Source organism: Lysobacter sp. P5_C4 (genome assembly GCF_054049695.1).
In genome coordinates this window covers 54480-70044 of the sequence record NZ_JBFULX010000006.1, presented here as the reverse complement: position 1 = coordinate 70044, position 15565 = coordinate 54480, and the positions used below count along the sequence as shown (strand labels likewise).

Here is a 15565-nt window from a genome sequence, read left to right as displayed (position 1 = left end):
GTAAGCGACGCCGGGGACCGGACAATCAGTGTAGGCGCTCGGCCACCCACTGCGGAACCGCCTCCAACGCCGCTTGCAATGCAGGGCCGTCGTCGCCCCCGCCCTGCGCGAGGTCCGGACGCCCACCACCCTTGCCGTTGATACGACTGGCGACATGCGCCAGCAGTTCCCCGGCCTTGACTTTCCCGGCCGCCGAACCGCTCACGCCCGCGACCAGCGCGGCCTTGCCTTCGCTTGCGCCGGCCAGGACGATCACCGCGTCGCCGAGCTGTTGCTTCAAACGATCCATCGCGTCGCGCAGTGCCTTCGCGTCGAACCCTTCCAGGCGCACGGCGAGCACGCGCGTGCCGTTCACGTCGACGGCGCCGCCCGCGAGGTCGGAGGTGGCACCCGACGCGGCCTTGGCCTTCAGTTGTTCGAGTTCGCGCTCCAGCTTCTTTTGCCGATCGAGCAGTGCGCGGAGTTTTTCGTTCACATCGCTGGCGTTTCCACCCAGCAGCCTGGCGGCGTCGTTCAAGCGGCGCTCCTCGTCCGTGACGTAGTCGAGCGCCCCCTGCCCGGTCACCGCTTCGATGCGGCGAACGCCGGCGGACACGCCCCCTTCGGACACGATCTTGAACAGCCCGATGTCGCCGGTGCGTGAGACATGCGTGCCGCCGCACAATTCCGTCGAGGTCTGTCCCATGCGCAGGACGCGCACGCGCTCGCCGTATTTTTCGCCGAACAGCGCCATCGCGCCGAAGTCGAGCGCTTCCTGCATGCCCATGTGGTGGATGTCGGCCGCGTGGTTGCCGCGGATTTCCGCGTTCACCATGCGCTCGATCGTCGCCAGTTCCTGCGCGGTGACCGGCTGGAAATGCGAGAAGTCGAAGCGCAGGCGATCGGGCGCGACCAGCGATCCTTTCTGAGTGACGTGCGTGCCGAGCACGGTGCGCAGCGCCGAATGCAGCAGGTGCGTCGCGCTGTGGTTGAGGACGGTGGCGGCACGGCGCGGTGCGTCGATCATCCCGGTAATGCGATCGCCGACCCTGAGTTGTCCACGTTCCATTTTGCCGACATGGCCGTGGAACTGGCCTGCCAGCTTCAAGGTATCGCGTACGAGAAACTCGACGCCGCCTTTGCCAAGTACGCCGATGTCGCCGACCTGGCCACCGCTCTCGGCATAGAAGGGCGTGCGATCGAGCACGATCACGGCCTCTTCGCCTGCGCGCAAGGCATCGACCGGGCGCCCGTCGCGCACGATGGCCTGCACGACGAGGTCGTCCTGCTCGGTGTTCTCGTACCCTTCGAACTGCGTCGGCGAGAGCTGCGCGATCAATTCGCCCGGCAAGGCGATGCCGCCGCCGAACTTGCCCGCGGCGCGCGCGCGTTCGCGCTGCTGCTCCATCAGGCGTTCGTATTCGGCCGTCGTCTGCGCGGGCAGCGTCATGCCCTTCTCGCGCAGGATGTCGGCGATGAGATCCGGCGGGCAACCGTAGGTGTCGTGCAGCTGGAAGATCTGTTCGCCGGTGAGCGCACCTTCGGATTGGTGCAGGTAGCCATCCAGGCGCTGCATGCCCGCATCGAGCGTCTGCGCGAACGCGGCTTCTTCGGCCCTGAGCGAGCGTTCGACGAGATCGCGCTTGGCGACCAGCTCCGGATAGGCCTCGCCCATCACTTCGCACAAGGGCGCGACCATGCGCCAGAACGCACCGTCGGGCTGCAGCGCGCCCAGCTTCCAGAAATGGCGCACCGCACGACGAATGATGCGGCGAAGCACGTAACCGCGCCCTTCGTTCGAAGGCAGCACGCCGTCCACGATGAGGAAGCTGCACGCGCGGATGTGATCGGCGATGACGCGCAGCGACTTGTGTTCGAGGTCGGCCGTGTGCGTGATCTTTGCCGCGGCGCGGATCAAGTGCTGGAACAGGTCGATCTCGTAGTTGCTGTGCACGTGCTGGAGGACGGCCGCGAGGCGTTCCAGGCCCATGCCGGTATCCACGCACGGCGCCGGCAGCGGCACGAGCGTGCCGTCGGGCTGGCGATCGAATTGCATGAAGACGTTGTTCCAGATTTCGATGTAGCGATCGCCGTCTTCATCGGGCGACCCCGGCGGGCCGCCGGGGATGTGCGGCCCGTGGTCGTAGAAGATTTCCGTGCACGGGCCACAGGGGCCGGTGTCGGCCATCTGCCAGAAGTTGTCCGATGCGTAGGGCGCGCCCTTGTTGTCGCCGATGCGGATGATGCGCTCGGGCGGCAGGCCGACGATCTTGTTCCAGATGTCGAAGGCTTCGTCGTCGGTGTGGTAGATCGTCACGAGCAGACGCTCGGGCGGCAGCTTCCACACTTGCGTCAACAATTCCCACGCCCACGCGATGGCATCGCGCTTGAAGTAGTCGCCGAAGCTGAAGTTGCCGAGCATCTCGAAGAAGGTGTGGTGGCGCGCGGTGTAACCCACCTGGTCGAGATCGTTGTGCTTGCCGCCGGCGCGCACGCAGCGCTGCGAACTCGTCGCGCGCGCGTAGCTGCGCTTCTCCGCGCCGAGAAAGACATCCTTGAACTGCACCATGCCCGCGTTCGTGAACAGCAGCGTGGGGTCGTTTCCCGGCACCAGCGGGCTGGACGGCACGATGGTGTGCCCCTTGGAGCGAAAGAACTCGAGGAAATCGGACCGGATCTGATGGCTGGTGCGAATGGCGTTGGGCGAATTCATGGGTCAACCGGGGGAAGGGGCCGGGAATGTCACGCTCGCGCGTTTCTGGCGTACGCACCTGCCCCGCGTGGCCGGTACCGGCGCTCGCGGAAGCGGCGCTCCCGAAGACGCCAAGCGTATCAGGCCATGCGGAGCAGTGTCCGCAGGCGTATGGGCTGCGCGGCGGGATTCAACCGCGCCCGGGACGCTCAGTCGTCGGGATCCAGGCGCGTGGCGGCGCGCACTTGTGCACCGGTGAAGCCGCGGCGCAGGAGCCAATCGGCCGCCTTGCGCTGGCGGTCGCGGTCATTCGCGAGGTCCTCGCCGAAGCGACGACGCACCAGGTCGCGCGCGTGCGCCTCCCAATTCACCTCTGCCGTTTCCATCGCGGCGGCGACCGCTTCGCGGCCGAGGGAATGCATGCCGAGCTCCGCCCGGATGCGCACTGGCCCGTAACCGGTGGCCGCACGACTGCGGACCAGGAGCTCCGCGAAGCGTTCGTCGTTCTGCCAGCCCGCCGCCTCGAGTTTGTCGATGGCGGCGACGGCTTCCTCGCGTTCGACACCGCGCGCGGTGAGTTTGCGGGTGAGCTCGACGCGAGAGTGTTCGCGACGCACCAGCAAGCCGAGCGCGCGCTGCGCCGGCGTAGGTTCGGGCCGCTTGCGACGGGCCTTGCGCGCCGACGAATCACCGGCGGCGCCCGGCGCTGTGTCGACCGACGCGACGTCGATCGACACGCCGTCACCAGAGGCCCGATCGTCCTCCCCACTGCGCCATCCCATAGCCAGCGGGGAGGACGATGGGTCAGGCTTCCGCGGTGCTTTCCGTCGCATCGCGCGGGGCTTCCGGCGCCGGCGCAAGCTTGGCGCGCAGTTCGGATTCCAGGCGAACTGCCATCTGCGGATTTTCCTTGAGGAACTGGCGGGCGTTTTCCTTGCCCTGGCCGATGCGCTCGTCATACGCGCTGTACCAGGCGCCCGACTTCTCCACCAGTTTGGCATTGACGCCCATTTCGATCAGCTCGCCTTCGCGGCTGATGCCTTCGCCGTAGAGGATTTCGGTGATGACCTGCTTGAACGGCGGCGCCATCTTGTTCTTGACGACCTTGATGCGCGTTTCGTTGCCGATGATCTCGTCGCCCTTCTTCACCGAACCGATGCGACGGATGTCCAGGCGTACGGAGGCGTAGAACTTCAGCGCGTTGCCGCCGGTGGTTACCTCCGGGCTCTGGCCCGGCATCATCACGCCGATCTTCATGCGCAACTGGTTGATGAAGATCACCATGCAGTTGCTGCGCTTGATGTTGCCGGTGAGCTTGCGCAGCGCCTGGCTCATCAGGCGCGCCTGGAGACCGGGCAACTGGTCGCCCATTTCACCTTCGATTTCGGCCTTGGGGGTCAACGCGGCGACGGAGTCGATGACGACCATGTCCACCGCTGCGGAGCGCACGAGCATGTCGGCGATTTCCAGGGCCTGCTCGCCGGTGTCGGGCTGGGAGACCAGCAGGTCGTCGATGTTGACGCCGAGCTTTTGCGCGTAGATGGGATCGAGCGCGTGTTCGGCGTCGATGAACGCCGCGGTGCCGCCGCCCTTCTGGCACTGCGCGATCGTCTGCAGCGTCAGCGTGGTCTTGCCCGAGGACTCCGGACCATAGATTTCGACGACGCGCCCCTTGGGCAGGCCGCCGATGCCGAGCGCGATGTCGAGCATGAGCGAGCCGGTGCCGATGACTTCCGCCGGCTCCACGGCCTTGTCGCCCATGCGCATGACCGAGCCCTTGCCGAACTGCTTCTCGATCTGCCCGAGGGCGGCGGAAAGGGCGCGCTTCTTGTTCTCGTCCATGGTCGTGTCCTGATTGGGATGGTGTTCTGTTGGCGACGACGTTACGGAGCGGCGGTCGCGCGGGTTGAGACGAGTTCGCATGGGTTTGGATTTTTTCCTTTCGCGCTGGTCAGCGGTATCGGGTAATGCCGCGCGCGCGTGTCAGGAAAACACTGATGCGAAGCTGTCATGGGGTTCAACGGTTGGGCCGCACCAGGCCGCAATACAGGCCTTCGATTTCGAAGTCCTGCCCGGGTTGCACCTCGATGGGCGCGTAATCCGGGTTGCGTGGCAACAGGCGGATGCGATCGGCGGAGAGCTTGAGCAGCTTGACGGTGATCGCATCGTCCACGCGCGCCACCACGATCTGGCCCGAGCGCGCGTCGCGCGTGCGGTGCACGCCGATCAGGTCGCCATCGAAGATGCCCTCGTCGATCATCGAATCGCCCTTCACCTTCAACAGGTAGTTGGGCGTGGGCGAAAAGAACACGCGGTCCAGCAGCACGTAGCTGTCGCCGCCGACATCCGCGCCGATGGGCACGCCCGCCGCCACCCGGCCGAGGACAGGCAAGCGCAACATGTCTTCGTTGGCGGCGTGCATCGCCGGCCGTGGCTGCGCGCCATCGACGATGCGGATGCCGCGCGCCACGCCGGGAATCCGCTGGATGGCGCCGGCCTGCTCCAGCGCCTCGAGGTGGTACTGCGCCGCGCGCACGCCCTTGAAGCCGCAGGCGTGGGCGATCTCCGTCTGGGACGGCGGGAGCCCATCGCGCTCGATGCGCTCGGCGATCAGGGCCAGGATGGCTTGCTGGGTATCGGTCAGTTCCATGGTTAGTAGTATTACTGCTAACCGGTGGTGCCCGTCAACTCTTCCTCAGTCGAGCAGTGTCCGCAGGCCCTGCAATGCGGCCGAAACGGTTTGTCGACGCACCGCCTCGCGGTCGCCATCGAAGTGGAACACCTCGGCCTTCGGGTAGCCACCGCGGCGTTTCCACGCCAGCCAGACCGTCCCGACCGGCTTGTCGTGGGTGCCGCCACCGGGGCCCGCGATCCCGGTGACCGCGACAGCCAGCGTGGCCCCGGAGGTCACGAGCGCCCCCGACACCATTTCGATCACCGTCTCCCGGCTCACCGCGCCGAAGCGCTCCAGGGTCTCGGGCCGCACGCCAAGCAGCGCCTGCTTCGCCTCGTAGCTGTAGGCGGCCAGGCCGCAGTCGAACCAGTCCGACGAGCCGGCCACGTCCGTCACCGCCTTCGCGATCCAGCCGCCGGTGCAACTTTCGGCGGTCACCAGCCTGTGGCGCGCGGCGCGCAGGCTTTCGCCAAGGTCTTGCGAAAGCGACTGCAGTGCGAGGTCATCGGGAACGGTCATGGGGGGGGCCGCGGGGGAAGGCGCGTCTTGTAGCGCAATTTCGCGAGGCGCGCAGGAATCGGACACGTACCGCGTCGCTGGCGGACAGCGCGCTGTCATACTGCCGCGGCATCCCGCCCTGCCCGACGCCGTGTCCCTCCACGAATCGATCGACCCGCGCGCCGCCGCGCGCAACGACGCCCACACGCCGCTCATGCGCCAGTTCTTCGCCGCCAAGGCGGAGCACCCGGACGTGTTGCTGTTCTTCCGCATGGGCGACTTCTACGAATTGTTCTTCGACGATGCGCGCAAGGCTGCGCGCCTGCTCGACATCACGCTGACCCAGCGCGGCTCCTCGGCCGGCCAACCGATTCCGATGGCCGGCGTTCCCGTGCACGCGTACGAAGGGTATCTCGCGCGCCTGGTCGCGCTGGGCGAATCGGTCGCCATCTGCGAACAGATCGGTGGCCCGGCTGCGTCGAAAGGCCTCGTCGAACGCAAGGTCGTCCGCATCGTCACGCCGGGCACCGTCACCGACGAAGCGTTGCTGTCCGAACGCCGCGACACGCTGCTGCTCGCGCTCTCGCGCGACAAGCGCGGTTACGGGCTTGCATGGATGGATCTGTCCAGCGGCCGTTTCCTGGTCAACGAAGTCGATGGCGACGACGCGCTCGACGCCGAAATCGCGCGCCTGGAACCGGCCGAAGTGCTCGTGCCCGACGAAGACGGCGTGCGCGCCTCCGTCATGGCGCGCACGGGCGTGCGGCGCCGCGCGCCGTGGCTGTTCGACGCCGACAGCGGCCGCCGCCAGCTCCTGCAATTCTTCGGACTGCACGATCTCACCGGGTTCGGCATCGAAGACCGCCCGCGCGCGATCGCCGCCGCCGGCGCGCTGCTCGGCTACGTCGAGGAAACGCAGAAGCAGCGCCTGCCGCATCTGTCGTCGATCGCGGTGGAAGCCAGCGACGGTGCGATCGCGATGAACGCCGCCACGCGTCGCCACCTCGAACTCGATACGAGGATCGACGGCGACGTGCGCACCACCCTGCTCGGCGTGCTCGATTCGACGATCACCCCGATGGGCGGCCGTTTGTTGCGTCGCTGGTTGCATCGTCCGCTGCGCGATCGGCGCATCGTCGGCGAGCGGCACCATGCCGTCGCCACCCTCATCGACCAGCGCGGCGACGTCGCCTTGCGCGAACGCTTCCGCGCGCTCGGTGACATCGAACGCATCTTGACGCGCGTTGCACTGCGCAGCGCGCGGCCGCGCGATCTGTCGACGTTGCGCGACGGCCTTTGCATGCTCCCCGACGTGCGCAACGTGCTGGCGCCGCTCGATTCCCCGCGTTTGCAGGCGCTTGCCGACGGGCTCGGCGAACACGCGTCGCATGCAGCCCTGCTCGCCTCCGCGATCGTCCCGCAACCGCCGGTGCTCGCACGCGACGGTGGCATTTTCGCCGAAGGCTACGACGGCGAACTCGATGAACTGCGCCGCCTGTCGTCGCACGCAGACCAGTTCCTCGTCGACTTGGAAGCCCGCGAACGCGCCGCCAGCGGCATCGCGACGCTGAAGGTCGGCTACAACCGCGTCCACGGGTATTTCATCGAGATCAGCAAGGGCCAGGCCGAGAAGGCGCCGACGCACTACACGCGCCGCCAGACACTGACCGGCGCCGAGCGCTACATCACCGAGGAACTCAAGCAATTCGAGGACAAGGTGCTCTCCGCGCGCGAGCGATCGCTGGCGCGCGAGAAGCTGTTGTACGAAGGCTTGCTCGATGCCTTGAACCAGGACCTGGATGCGCTCAGGCGTTGCGCGTCGGCGCTGTCCGAACTCGACGTGCTGGCGTGTTTCGCCGATCGCGCGCAGGCGCTCGACTGGTCGCGCCCGGAATTGCGCGACGCGCCGGGCCTGTGCATCGAACGCGGCCGCCATCCCGTCGTCGAAGCGGTGCGCAACGAGCCCTTCGAACCGAACGACCTGGTGTTCGACGACACCGTGCGAATGCGCGTGGTCACCGGCCCGAACATGGGCGGCAAGTCGACCTACATGCGGCAGAACGCGCTGATCGTGTTGCTCGCGCACATCGGCAGCTTCGTGCCGGCGTCGCGTGCGCAGATCGGGCCGATCGACCGCATCCTGACGCGCATCGGCGCCGGCGACGACCTCGCACGCGGGCAGTCGACCTTCATGGTCGAAATGGCGGAGACCAGCTACATCCTCCACCACGCGACGAGCGAGTCGCTGGTGTTGATGGACGAGATCGGCCGCGGCACGTCGACTTACGACGGCCTCGCGCTCGCCGATGCGTGCGCGCGGCACCTGGCGGCGGTCAATCGCAGCTACACGCTGTTCGCGACGCACTATTTCGAACTCACCGCGCTCGCCGAACCGGGCAGCGGCATCGCGAACGTGCATCTGGACGCGGTCGAGCACGGCGATACGCTGGTCTTCATGCATGCCGTCAAGGACGGCCCTGCCAATCGCAGCTTCGGCTTGCAGGTCGCGGCACTCGCGGGCTTGCCGAAGTCGGTCGTGCGGCAGGCGCGCGCGCGCCTGGCGGAACTCGAACAGCAGGGACGCGACGCGCCGTCGATGCCGCTGACGGTGGAAGCGCTGGATTCGCCGCAGCAGTTCGGTTTGTTCGCGCCGTCGTCGGCGGCGCTGGAAGCGTTGGCGGGAATCGAACCCGACGAACTGACGCCGCGGCAGGCGCTGGAAGCCCTGTATCGGCTGAAGGGGTTGCTGTAGCGCTACGACGCGTCGATGTCGCCGAGCGCGCGAATCAGACGACGTGCGCGCTTGTCGGGCTTGGTTCCAGGCGCCTGGTAGCCCGCACGCTCGGCCGCTCGCGTCGCACGCTCCACCGCACGCCGTTCGCGTGACTCGACACTTTCTTCGTACAAGGCCTGCGCCACTTTCGCCGGGCCGCGCGTGTCGGACAGACCGCGCACGCCGATCTCGAAGCGTTCCTCGCCGCGCACGATCGTCATCGCCTCATCGACGTGGACCTGGCGCGAGGCTTTCGCGCGCTGTCCGCCGATCTCGACCTTGCCGGTTGCGATGGCCTGCTTGGCCAGGCTGCGTGTCTTGAAGAAGCGCGCCGCCCAAAGCCAGACGTCGATGCGGACGCCGGGTTGCGGGGCGGTGGCGGGGTGTTCGGTCGTCATGGGTCGATATAAACAAAACGACCGCCAAGAGGCGGTCGTTTCGGGTGCATCCGGCGCGGAAGCTTACTGCTGCGCGGCAGCGGCAGCGGCCGCAGCGGCCTTGGCCTTCGCGTTGCCGGCGAGGTCTTCCTTGATGCGCGCAGCCTTGCCTTCCAGGCCACGGAGGTAATACAGCTTGCCCGAGCGGACGTCGCCACGGCGCTTCACTTCGACCGAGTCGATGGCGGCGCTGTGGGTCTGGAACACGCGCTCGACGCCGTAGCCGTGCGAGATCTTGCGCACGGTGAAAGCGGAGTTCAGGCCGGCATTCTTCTTGGCGATGACCACGCCTTCATAGGCCTGGATGCGTTCGCGGTTGCCTTCCTTGACCTTGACGTTCACCACGACCGTGTCGCCGGGGCCGAAGTCGGGCAGCTTGCGCTGGATCTGGTCGGTTTCGAAGTTCTGCAGCAGCGTGTTGAGCGAGGGCTTGTTCATGGGACGGCCTGTTGGTGTTCGCGCAGGTGCGCGACGCTTGTTATCGGGCGCCGACGCAAGGCCGGTACCGGGGCTGTGGGACGAAGCCGCACATTCTAGCGGCCCATCGGGGCCCAATGCCAGCTTTTCTTTTGAGAAGCCGGGAGTTACGCGTCGCCGTCAGGCTCGTCGATGCCCCGCATGTATCGCGCCCGGAAGTCTTCCAACAGACCGAGATCGGCCTTTGCGAGGGCCTGTTCATCCAGCAGGTCCGGCCGGCGCAGCCAGGTGCGGCCGAGGCTTTCCATCCGCCGCCAGCGGGCGATCTGGGCGTGGTTGCCGGACAGCAGCACCTCGGGGACCTTGCCGAGCGCGTGTTCGACCGGCCGCGTGTAATGCGGGCAATCGAGCAGGCCGCCTTCGAAACTGTCCTGGAGCGCGGATTCGGCGTCGTTCAGCGCGCCCTCCTGCAGGCGGGCGACGGCGTCGACCACGACCGCAGCGGCCAGCTCGCCGCCGGAGAGCACGTAGTCGCCGATCGAGAGTTCCTCGTCGACCTCCGCCTCGATCAGGCGTTCGTCGACGCCTTCGTAGCGGCCGCACAACAGGACCAGGCGCGGCAGCGCCGCGAGTTCGCGCACCTTGGCCTGGGCCAGGCGCGTGCCCTGGGGCGTGAGGTAGACGACGCGCGCCTGCGCGGGATCGGCCGCGCGCGCGGCTGCGATCGCGTCGTGCAGCGGATCGATCAGCATCACCATGCCCGGCCCGCCGCCGAACGGACGATCATCCACGCGGCGGTAATTGCCGGGTGCGTAATCGCGCGGGTTCCAGCCGTGCAGCGACAGCAAGCCGCGTTCCTGCGCCCGCCCGACGACACCGAAGGCCGCGCATTGCGCGACGAATTCCGGGAACAGGCTGACGATGTCGACGCGCATGCTCAGAAATCCGCATCCCAGTCGACGGTGACCAGGCCGCTTTCGAAATCGACGGATTTCACGAAGTCGGGTTCGACGAAGGGAATCATGCGTTCGCGATCGCCCTGCGCCACCAGCACGTCGTTCGCGCCCGTGGAAAACAGGTGCGAAACGGTGCCGAAATCCACGCCTTCCATGTTCACCACGCGCAGCCCCTCGAGGTCGACCCAGTAATACTCGCCGGGCGCCGGTGGCGGGAGCGTGGAGCGCGGGACGTAGAGTTCGGTGCCGCGCAGTGCGTCGGCGGCGTCGCGATCGGTGATGTCGGGAAGGACGGCGACGACGCCCTTGGGCGTGACGCGGCCTTTCGCGCCGGTGCACGCGCGCTCGCGGCCCTGCGCGTCGCGCATCGTCCAGGGCTGGTATTTGAAGATGCGTTCCGGCGGTTCCGTGAAGCTCTCGAGCTTCACTTCGCCCTTGATGCCGAAGCCGCCGTGCAACTTGCCGACCAAAAGCAGACGCCCCGGCAGAATGTCCTTCTGCGGGGCGTCTTGTTCACTCATGAGGTGCGCGTCGCGCGTTGGCGCGACTGCGGAACTCAGGCAGCCGGCGCGGCCTTGACGGCCTGCTTGGCGAGATTGGCGACCTTGTCGCTCATCTGCGCGCCCTGGCCGACCCAGAAATTCAGGCGTTCGGTGTTCAGTTCGACCGACTTCTCGGCGCCCGACGCGATCGGGTTGTAGTAACCCAGGCGCTCGATGTTGCGGCCGTCGCGCGCGCTGCGGCTGTCGGTGACGATGATGTGGTAGAAGGGGCGCTTCTTCGCGCCGCCGCGGGTGAGGCGAATCTTGACCATGGTGCGGAGTTCCTGTGTTGCCCAGTCGGCGGACGTGCCGAGGTAAGCCGGCGATTGTAGACCACACCCCGGCCGGGGGGAAACCCCGGATCAGCGGAACGGCATCCCGCCGCCGCCCATCATGCCCTTCATCCCGCGCATGAGGCCCTTCATGCCGCCGCCGGCCAGCTTGCCCATCATCTTTTCCATCTGCTGGAACTGCTTCAGCAGCTTGTTCACGTCGGCCGGCGAGGTGCCCGAGCCCTTCGCGATGCGCGCGCGGCGCGAGCCGTTGAGCAGGTGCGGGTTGCGGCGCTCCCTCGGCGTCATCGAGCCGATGATCGCCATCATGCGCGGCACTTCCTTGCCGGTGACCTGGTTTTTCAGGTGCTCGGGCACCTGGCCCATGCCCGGCAGCTTGTCCATGAGCCCGTGCAAACCGCCCATGTTCTGCATCTGCTCGAGCTGGTCCCGCATGTCTTCGAGATTGAAGCGCTTGCCCTTGGCGACCTTCTCGGCGAGCTTGGCTGCCTTGTCCTTGTCGACCTGCTGCTCGACCTGCTCGACCAGCGACAGCACGTCGCCCATGTCGAGGATGCGGCTGGCGACGCGATCGGGATGGAAGACGTCGAGGCCATCGGGCTTCTCGCCCGTGCCGATGAACTTGATCGGCTTGCCGGTGATGTAACGCACCGACAGCGCGGCGCCACCGCGCGCGTCGCCGTCGGTCTTGGTGAGCACCACGCCCGTGAGCGGCAGCGCATCGCCGAAATGTTTCGCGGTGACCGCGGCGTCCTGGCCGGTCATCGAGTCGACGACGAACAAGGTTTCGACCGGCGAAACCGCTGCATGCAGCGCCTGGATCTCGCGCATCATCGCTTCGTCGATGCTCGTGCGGCCGGCGGTGTCGACGATGAGCACGTCGGCGAAGGACTTGCGCGCATCGTCGATGGCGGCGCGCACGATCGCTTCGGGCTTCTGCGAGGCGTCGGACGGGAACCACAGCACGTCGACCTGCTGCGCGAGCGTCTTCAACTGTTCGATCGCGGCCGGGCGGTACACGTCGGCCGACACGACCATCACCTTCTTCTTGCGGCGTTCCCTGAGGTGCTTGGCGAGCTTGGCGACCGTGGTGGTCTTGCCGGCGCCCTGCAGGCCGGCCATCAGGATGACGGCGGGCGCGGGGACGTTGAGGTTCAGATCGGTCGCGGCCGCGCCCATCACGGAGGTGAGTTCGTCGCGCACGATCTTGATCAGCGCCTGGCCCGGCGTCAGCGACTTCAGCACTTCCTGCCCGACGGCGCGCACCTTGATGCGTTCGACCAGCGCCTGCACCACCGGCAGCGCGACATCCGCTTCGAGCAGCGCGATGCGCACTTCGCGCAAGGTCTCGCGGATGTTCTCCTCGGTCAGCCGGCCGCGGCCGCGCAGGCGCTCGATGGTGCCGGAGAGTCGCTGGGTCAGGGATTCGAACATGTCGGGGTCTTGGAAACAGGCGCAAAAGCAGGCCGCGCAGTATAGCCCCTGCGCCGTGGCACACTCCCGGCATGACGCTCGCATTCATCGCTGCCCTGTCCTACCTGGTCGCCGCCGGGCTGCTTGCCCGCGACGTCGCGCGCGACGCGCGTGGACGTGCGTGGTTGTTGCCCGCGTTGATCGCTCTGGCCTTGCACGTCGCCCTGCACGCGACGACCTGGCACGGCGCCGGCGCGCTCGACCTGCATTTCTTTTCCGCACTCTCGCTCGTCGGCCTGGGCATGGCCGTGCTCACGACCGCGTTCGGCGCGAGCGGGCGCATGGCGGCGCTGGGCGTGATCGTGTTTCCCATCGCGGCGATCGTCGCCATCGCCTACGCTTCGCGCGGGCACGTCAATGCAGCGCCGCTCGACTGGCGCCTGCAATTGCATGCATGGTGTGCGTTGCTCGCCTACGCGACGCTCGGCATCGCCGCCCTGATCGCCGTCTTGCTCTGGGCGCAGGAACGCGCACTGCGCCGCCGCGAATTCCATGGTTGGCTGCGCGCGATGCCGCCGCTGACGCAACTGGAGTCGCTGCTGTTCCGCACGATCGCGGTGGGCTTCGGGTTGCTGACGGCCACGTTGCTGACCGGCGTGCTCTTCGTCGAGAACCTGTTTGCGCAGCACCTGGTGCACAAGACCGTGTTGAGCGTGCTGTCGTGGCTGGCCTTCGGGGTGCTCCTGCTCGGTCGATGGCGCTGGGGCTGGCGCGGGGCGAAGGCGGTGCGGTGGACGCTGGTGGCCATGGCGCTGCTGATGCTGGCGTTTTTCGGCAGCCAGTTCGTGCTGGAGATGGTCCTCAAACGGGTGTAAACAGGCTGAAATCGTGGGAAGGCTGCTTTAACAATAATTGCCTTGACAACTATTGCGCGTGCATCCAACATGCCGCGCCATGACGACCACCCCTCCCTGCAACGGCTCCTCCCTGGGCCTGCTGTTCCGCCAGGTCCGCGACGCCATGTGGGCCCGGATGGAAGCCGAGCTCGCCGCCAACGGCCACGACCTCAACTTCACCCAATACATCACGCTCAAGACGCTGTCCTACGGACCGGCGGGCGCGACCGAGCTGGCGCGCGCGGCCTACCTGCATCCGGGCGCGATGACGCGCCTGCTCGACAAGCTCGAAGAGCGCGGCCTGCTCGCCCGTGAGGCCGTCCCCGGCGACCGCCGTGCGCTGACGATCATGCTGACCGACGCCGGCCGCGCGATGTGGAACGACATCGCACCCTCGGCGCAACGCGTGCACGACCTCGCGATGGCGCATCTCAGCCCCAACGAACGCGAAGAACTCCTCCGACTCCTCTCCCAGGTCCGCGACAACCTCGCGGCACAGGACTGACATGCGCCTGTCACTACTCCCGCTCGCCCTCGCCGCAACCGTCTCCGTCGCGGGCTGCGCGAGCACGCACGGCCTCACGCCGGAAACGCAGCCGCGCGATGCGAACGCCACGCTGACGTCGAAACAATCCTTCGGCGCCACCTCCGATGCGCAGTTCCCCGCGCACGATTGGTGGGCCGCGTACGGCGATCCGCAATTGAACGCCCTGATCGACGAAGCGCTCGCAGGCACGCCGTCGGTGGCCGCCGCCGATGCGCGCGTGCGCCAGGCCGCCGCGCAAGCGGGCCTGGCCAATGCCGAGCGCAAGCCGACCCTGGGCGCGAGCGCGCAATACATCGGCCTGCTCGTTCCCGAAAGCATCGCTCCCGAAGGCCTCGGCGGCGACTACCAGAACATTTACCTGCTCGGGCTCAACTTCAAGTGGAGCATCGACCTGTGGGGTGCGCACGCGGCGCAATGGCGCGGTGCGCTCGACCAGGCCCGCGCAACGGAAGTCGACGCGCAGGCCGCGCGCCTGATGCTCGCATCGAACATCGCACGCACCTACATCGCCCTCGCACTCGCGCACGACGCCGCGCAGACCGCGGAAGCCGAAGGCGCGCGTGCGTCGAGCCTTGCGGCGCTTGCGGACCAACGCGTCAAGGCCGGCATCGACAATCAATTGCAGCTGCGCAACGCGCAAGCCACCGTCGGCGCGGCGAAGCAACAGGCGCAGGCCGCGTTGCAGCAGGCCGACCTGGCGCGCAACGCCCTGGCTGCGCTGCTGGGCAAGGGCGCGGATCGCGGCCGCGCGATCGCCAAACCAGCAGTGCTGCAAGCGCCGGCACCCGGCGTGCCGGACGTGTTGCCGAGCGACTTGCTCGGCCATCGCCCCGATGTCGTCGCCGCGCGCTGGCGCGTGGAAGCGGCGGGCGAATCCATCCACGTCGCAAAAGCCGCGTTCTATCCGGCGGTGAATCTCAACATCCTGGCCGGGCTCGCGTCGGGACATTTGTCCGATCTGTTCTCCAGCGATGCCGCGCTCGTCAACGGCGGTCCCGCGTTGAGCCTGCCGATCTTCGACGGCGGGCGCCTGCGCAACGCGCTCGCCAAGTCCGACGCGGCCTACGACCTGGCGGTCGCCGATTACGACCAGACGCTGGTCGGCGCGGTACGGGAAGTCGCCGATGCCGTGCAATCGGCGCGCGCGCTCGAAGCACAGCTCGCAACGCTCGCCCAGGCGCGCGAGGCGGCGCAGGCCGCGTACTCGGTCGCCTCGCAACGTTACAAGGCGGGCCTGGGGACGCAGCTCGACGTGCTCGCCGCGCAACGCCCGCTGTTGCAGTTCGACCAGCAGATCGACGCACTTCGAGCGCAACGCCTGCAGGCGACGGTCGACCTGCAGGGCGCGCTCGGCGGCGGACTGCAGATCGCCCATCCGGTCGCGCTCGACGCCAACGCGCAAGCCTCCACCCACTGATCGCCTCCCCCACTTTTCCTCGCGCCCAGCC

Annotated in this window: 15 protein-coding genes; 4 read left to right on the top strand and 11 right to left on the bottom strand. The window is 67.5% G+C overall.

What is annotated here, in order from left to right:
• Positions 1-25 precede the first annotated feature (25 nt).
• The 5 genes from alaS to ACXJJ8_RS14070 form a co-directional block, all read right to left on the bottom strand.
• Positions 26-2692 carry an alanine--tRNA ligase gene (alaS, locus tag ACXJJ8_RS14090; RefSeq protein WP_499031242.1) on the bottom strand — a complete coding sequence of 889 codons (2667 nt, stop codon included), beginning with the start codon at positions 2690-2692 and terminating at the stop codon, positions 26-28.
• Between the two features lie 188 nt (positions 2693-2880).
• Positions 2881-3402 carry a regulatory protein RecX gene (locus ACXJJ8_RS14085; RefSeq protein ID WP_499031492.1) on the bottom strand — a complete coding sequence of 174 codons (522 nt, stop codon included), beginning with the start codon at positions 3400-3402 and terminating at the stop codon, positions 2881-2883.
• Between the two features lie 73 nt (positions 3403-3475).
• Positions 3476-4513, bottom strand: a complete 1038-nt coding sequence (gene recA / locus ACXJJ8_RS14080) for a recombinase RecA (protein WP_499031239.1) — start codon at positions 4511-4513, stop codon at positions 3476-3478.
• Positions 4514-4688: 175 nt separating this feature from the next.
• Positions 4689-5321, bottom strand: a complete 633-nt coding sequence (gene lexA, locus ACXJJ8_RS14075; RefSeq protein ID WP_499031236.1) for a transcriptional repressor LexA — start codon at positions 5319-5321, stop codon at positions 4689-4691.
• Between the two features lie 45 nt (positions 5322-5366).
• Positions 5367-5864: a CinA family protein gene (locus ACXJJ8_RS14070; protein ID WP_499031234.1), complete on the bottom strand. Its 498-nt coding sequence runs from the start codon at positions 5862-5864 to the stop codon at positions 5367-5369.
• A 193-nt stretch (positions 5865-6057) separates the two neighbouring features.
• Here ACXJJ8_RS14070 and mutS point away from each other — a divergent pair, with 193 nt between their 5' ends.
• On the top strand, positions 6058-8595 hold the full coding sequence (gene mutS / locus ACXJJ8_RS14065) for a DNA mismatch repair protein MutS (protein WP_499031489.1): 2538 nt from the start codon (positions 6058-6060) through the stop codon (positions 8593-8595).
• Between the two features lie 2 nt (positions 8596-8597).
• On the opposite strand, the gene ACXJJ8_RS14060 is transcribed toward mutS, so the two are convergent.
• The 6 genes from ACXJJ8_RS14060 to ffh form a co-directional block, all read right to left on the bottom strand.
• Positions 8598-9014, bottom strand: a complete 417-nt coding sequence (locus ACXJJ8_RS14060) for an RNA-binding S4 domain-containing protein (RefSeq protein ID WP_499031231.1) — start codon at positions 9012-9014, stop codon at positions 8598-8600.
• A 63-nt stretch (positions 9015-9077) separates the two neighbouring features.
• A complete protein-coding gene (gene rplS, locus ACXJJ8_RS14055; RefSeq protein WP_499031228.1) occupies positions 9078-9491 on the bottom strand; it encodes a 50S ribosomal protein L19 in 414 nt (137 codons plus the stop codon).
• Between the two features lie 146 nt (positions 9492-9637).
• A complete protein-coding gene (gene trmD, locus ACXJJ8_RS14050; protein ID WP_499031225.1) occupies positions 9638-10405 on the bottom strand; it encodes a tRNA (guanosine(37)-N1)-methyltransferase TrmD in 768 nt (255 codons plus the stop codon).
• Between the two features lie 2 nt (positions 10406-10407).
• Positions 10408-10947 carry a ribosome maturation factor RimM gene (gene rimM, locus ACXJJ8_RS14045; protein WP_499031222.1) on the bottom strand — a complete coding sequence of 180 codons (540 nt, stop codon included), beginning with the start codon at positions 10945-10947 and terminating at the stop codon, positions 10408-10410.
• A 35-nt stretch (positions 10948-10982) separates the two neighbouring features.
• The gene (rpsP, locus tag ACXJJ8_RS14040) at positions 10983-11240 is read right to left on the bottom strand and encodes a 30S ribosomal protein S16 (RefSeq protein ID WP_498961820.1); all 258 of its coding nucleotides are present in this window, start codon (positions 11238-11240) and stop codon (positions 10983-10985) included.
• A 90-nt stretch (positions 11241-11330) separates the two neighbouring features.
• The gene (gene ffh, locus ACXJJ8_RS14035) at positions 11331-12695 is read right to left on the bottom strand and encodes a signal recognition particle protein (protein WP_499031219.1); all 1365 of its coding nucleotides are present in this window, start codon (positions 12693-12695) and stop codon (positions 11331-11333) included.
• A 71-nt stretch (positions 12696-12766) separates the two neighbouring features.
• Here ffh and ACXJJ8_RS14030 point away from each other — a divergent pair, with 71 nt between their 5' ends.
• The 3 genes from ACXJJ8_RS14030 (at position 12767) to ACXJJ8_RS14020 (ending at position 15534) form a co-directional block, all read left to right on the top strand.
• Positions 12767-13549 carry a cytochrome C assembly family protein gene (locus ACXJJ8_RS14030; protein WP_499031216.1) on the top strand — a complete coding sequence of 261 codons (783 nt, stop codon included), beginning with the start codon at positions 12767-12769 and terminating at the stop codon, positions 13547-13549.
• Between the two features lie 79 nt (positions 13550-13628).
• Positions 13629-14075: a MarR family winged helix-turn-helix transcriptional regulator gene (locus ACXJJ8_RS14025; RefSeq protein ID WP_499031214.1), complete on the top strand. Its 447-nt coding sequence runs from the start codon at positions 13629-13631 to the stop codon at positions 14073-14075.
• A gap of 1 nt (position 14076) precedes the next feature.
• A complete protein-coding gene (locus ACXJJ8_RS14020) occupies positions 14077-15534 on the top strand; it encodes an efflux transporter outer membrane subunit (RefSeq protein ID WP_499031211.1) in 1458 nt (485 codons plus the stop codon).
• Positions 15535-15565: the final 31 nt, after the last annotated feature.

Excerpts from the sequence above, each read along its gene's own strand:
- ffh (WP_499031219.1), bottom strand. The coding sequence starts at position 12,695 with ATGTTCGAATCCCTGACCCAGCGACTCTCCGGCACCATCGAGCGCCTG.
- alaS (WP_499031242.1), bottom strand. The coding sequence starts at position 2,692 with ATGAATTCGCCCAACGCCATTCGCACCAGCCATCAGATCCGGTCCGAT.
- recA (WP_499031239.1), bottom strand. The coding sequence starts at position 4,513 with ATGGACGAGAACAAGAAGCGCGCCCTTTCCGCCGCCCTCGGGCAGATC.
- trmD (WP_499031225.1), bottom strand. The coding sequence starts at position 10,405 with ATGCGCGTCGACATCGTCAGCCTGTTCCCGGAATTCGTCGCGCAATGC.
- rplS (WP_499031228.1), bottom strand. The coding sequence starts at position 9,491 with ATGAACAAGCCCTCGCTCAACACGCTGCTGCAGAACTTCGAAACCGAC.
- lexA (WP_499031236.1), bottom strand. The coding sequence starts at position 5,321 with ATGGAACTGACCGATACCCAGCAAGCCATCCTGGCCCTGATCGCCGAG.
- ACXJJ8_RS14030 (WP_499031216.1), top strand. The coding sequence starts at position 12,767 with ATGACGCTCGCATTCATCGCTGCCCTGTCCTACCTGGTCGCCGCCGGG.
- rimM (WP_499031222.1), bottom strand. The coding sequence starts at position 10,947 with ATGAGTGAACAAGACGCCCCGCAGAAGGACATTCTGCCGGGGCGTCTG.
- ACXJJ8_RS14070 (WP_499031234.1), bottom strand. The coding sequence starts at position 5,864 with ATGACCGTTCCCGATGACCTCGCACTGCAGTCGCTTTCGCAAGACCTT.
- ACXJJ8_RS14020 (WP_499031211.1), top strand. The coding sequence starts at position 14,077 with ATGCGCCTGTCACTACTCCCGCTCGCCCTCGCCGCAACCGTCTCCGTC.
- rpsP (WP_498961820.1), bottom strand. The coding sequence starts at position 11,240 with ATGGTCAAGATTCGCCTCACCCGCGGCGGCGCGAAGAAGCGCCCCTTC.
- ACXJJ8_RS14025 (WP_499031214.1), top strand. The coding sequence starts at position 13,629 with ATGACGACCACCCCTCCCTGCAACGGCTCCTCCCTGGGCCTGCTGTTC.
- mutS (WP_499031489.1), top strand. The coding sequence starts at position 6,058 with ATGCGCCAGTTCTTCGCCGCCAAGGCGGAGCACCCGGACGTGTTGCTG.
- ACXJJ8_RS14060 (WP_499031231.1), bottom strand. The coding sequence starts at position 9,014 with ATGACGACCGAACACCCCGCCACCGCCCCGCAACCCGGCGTCCGCATC.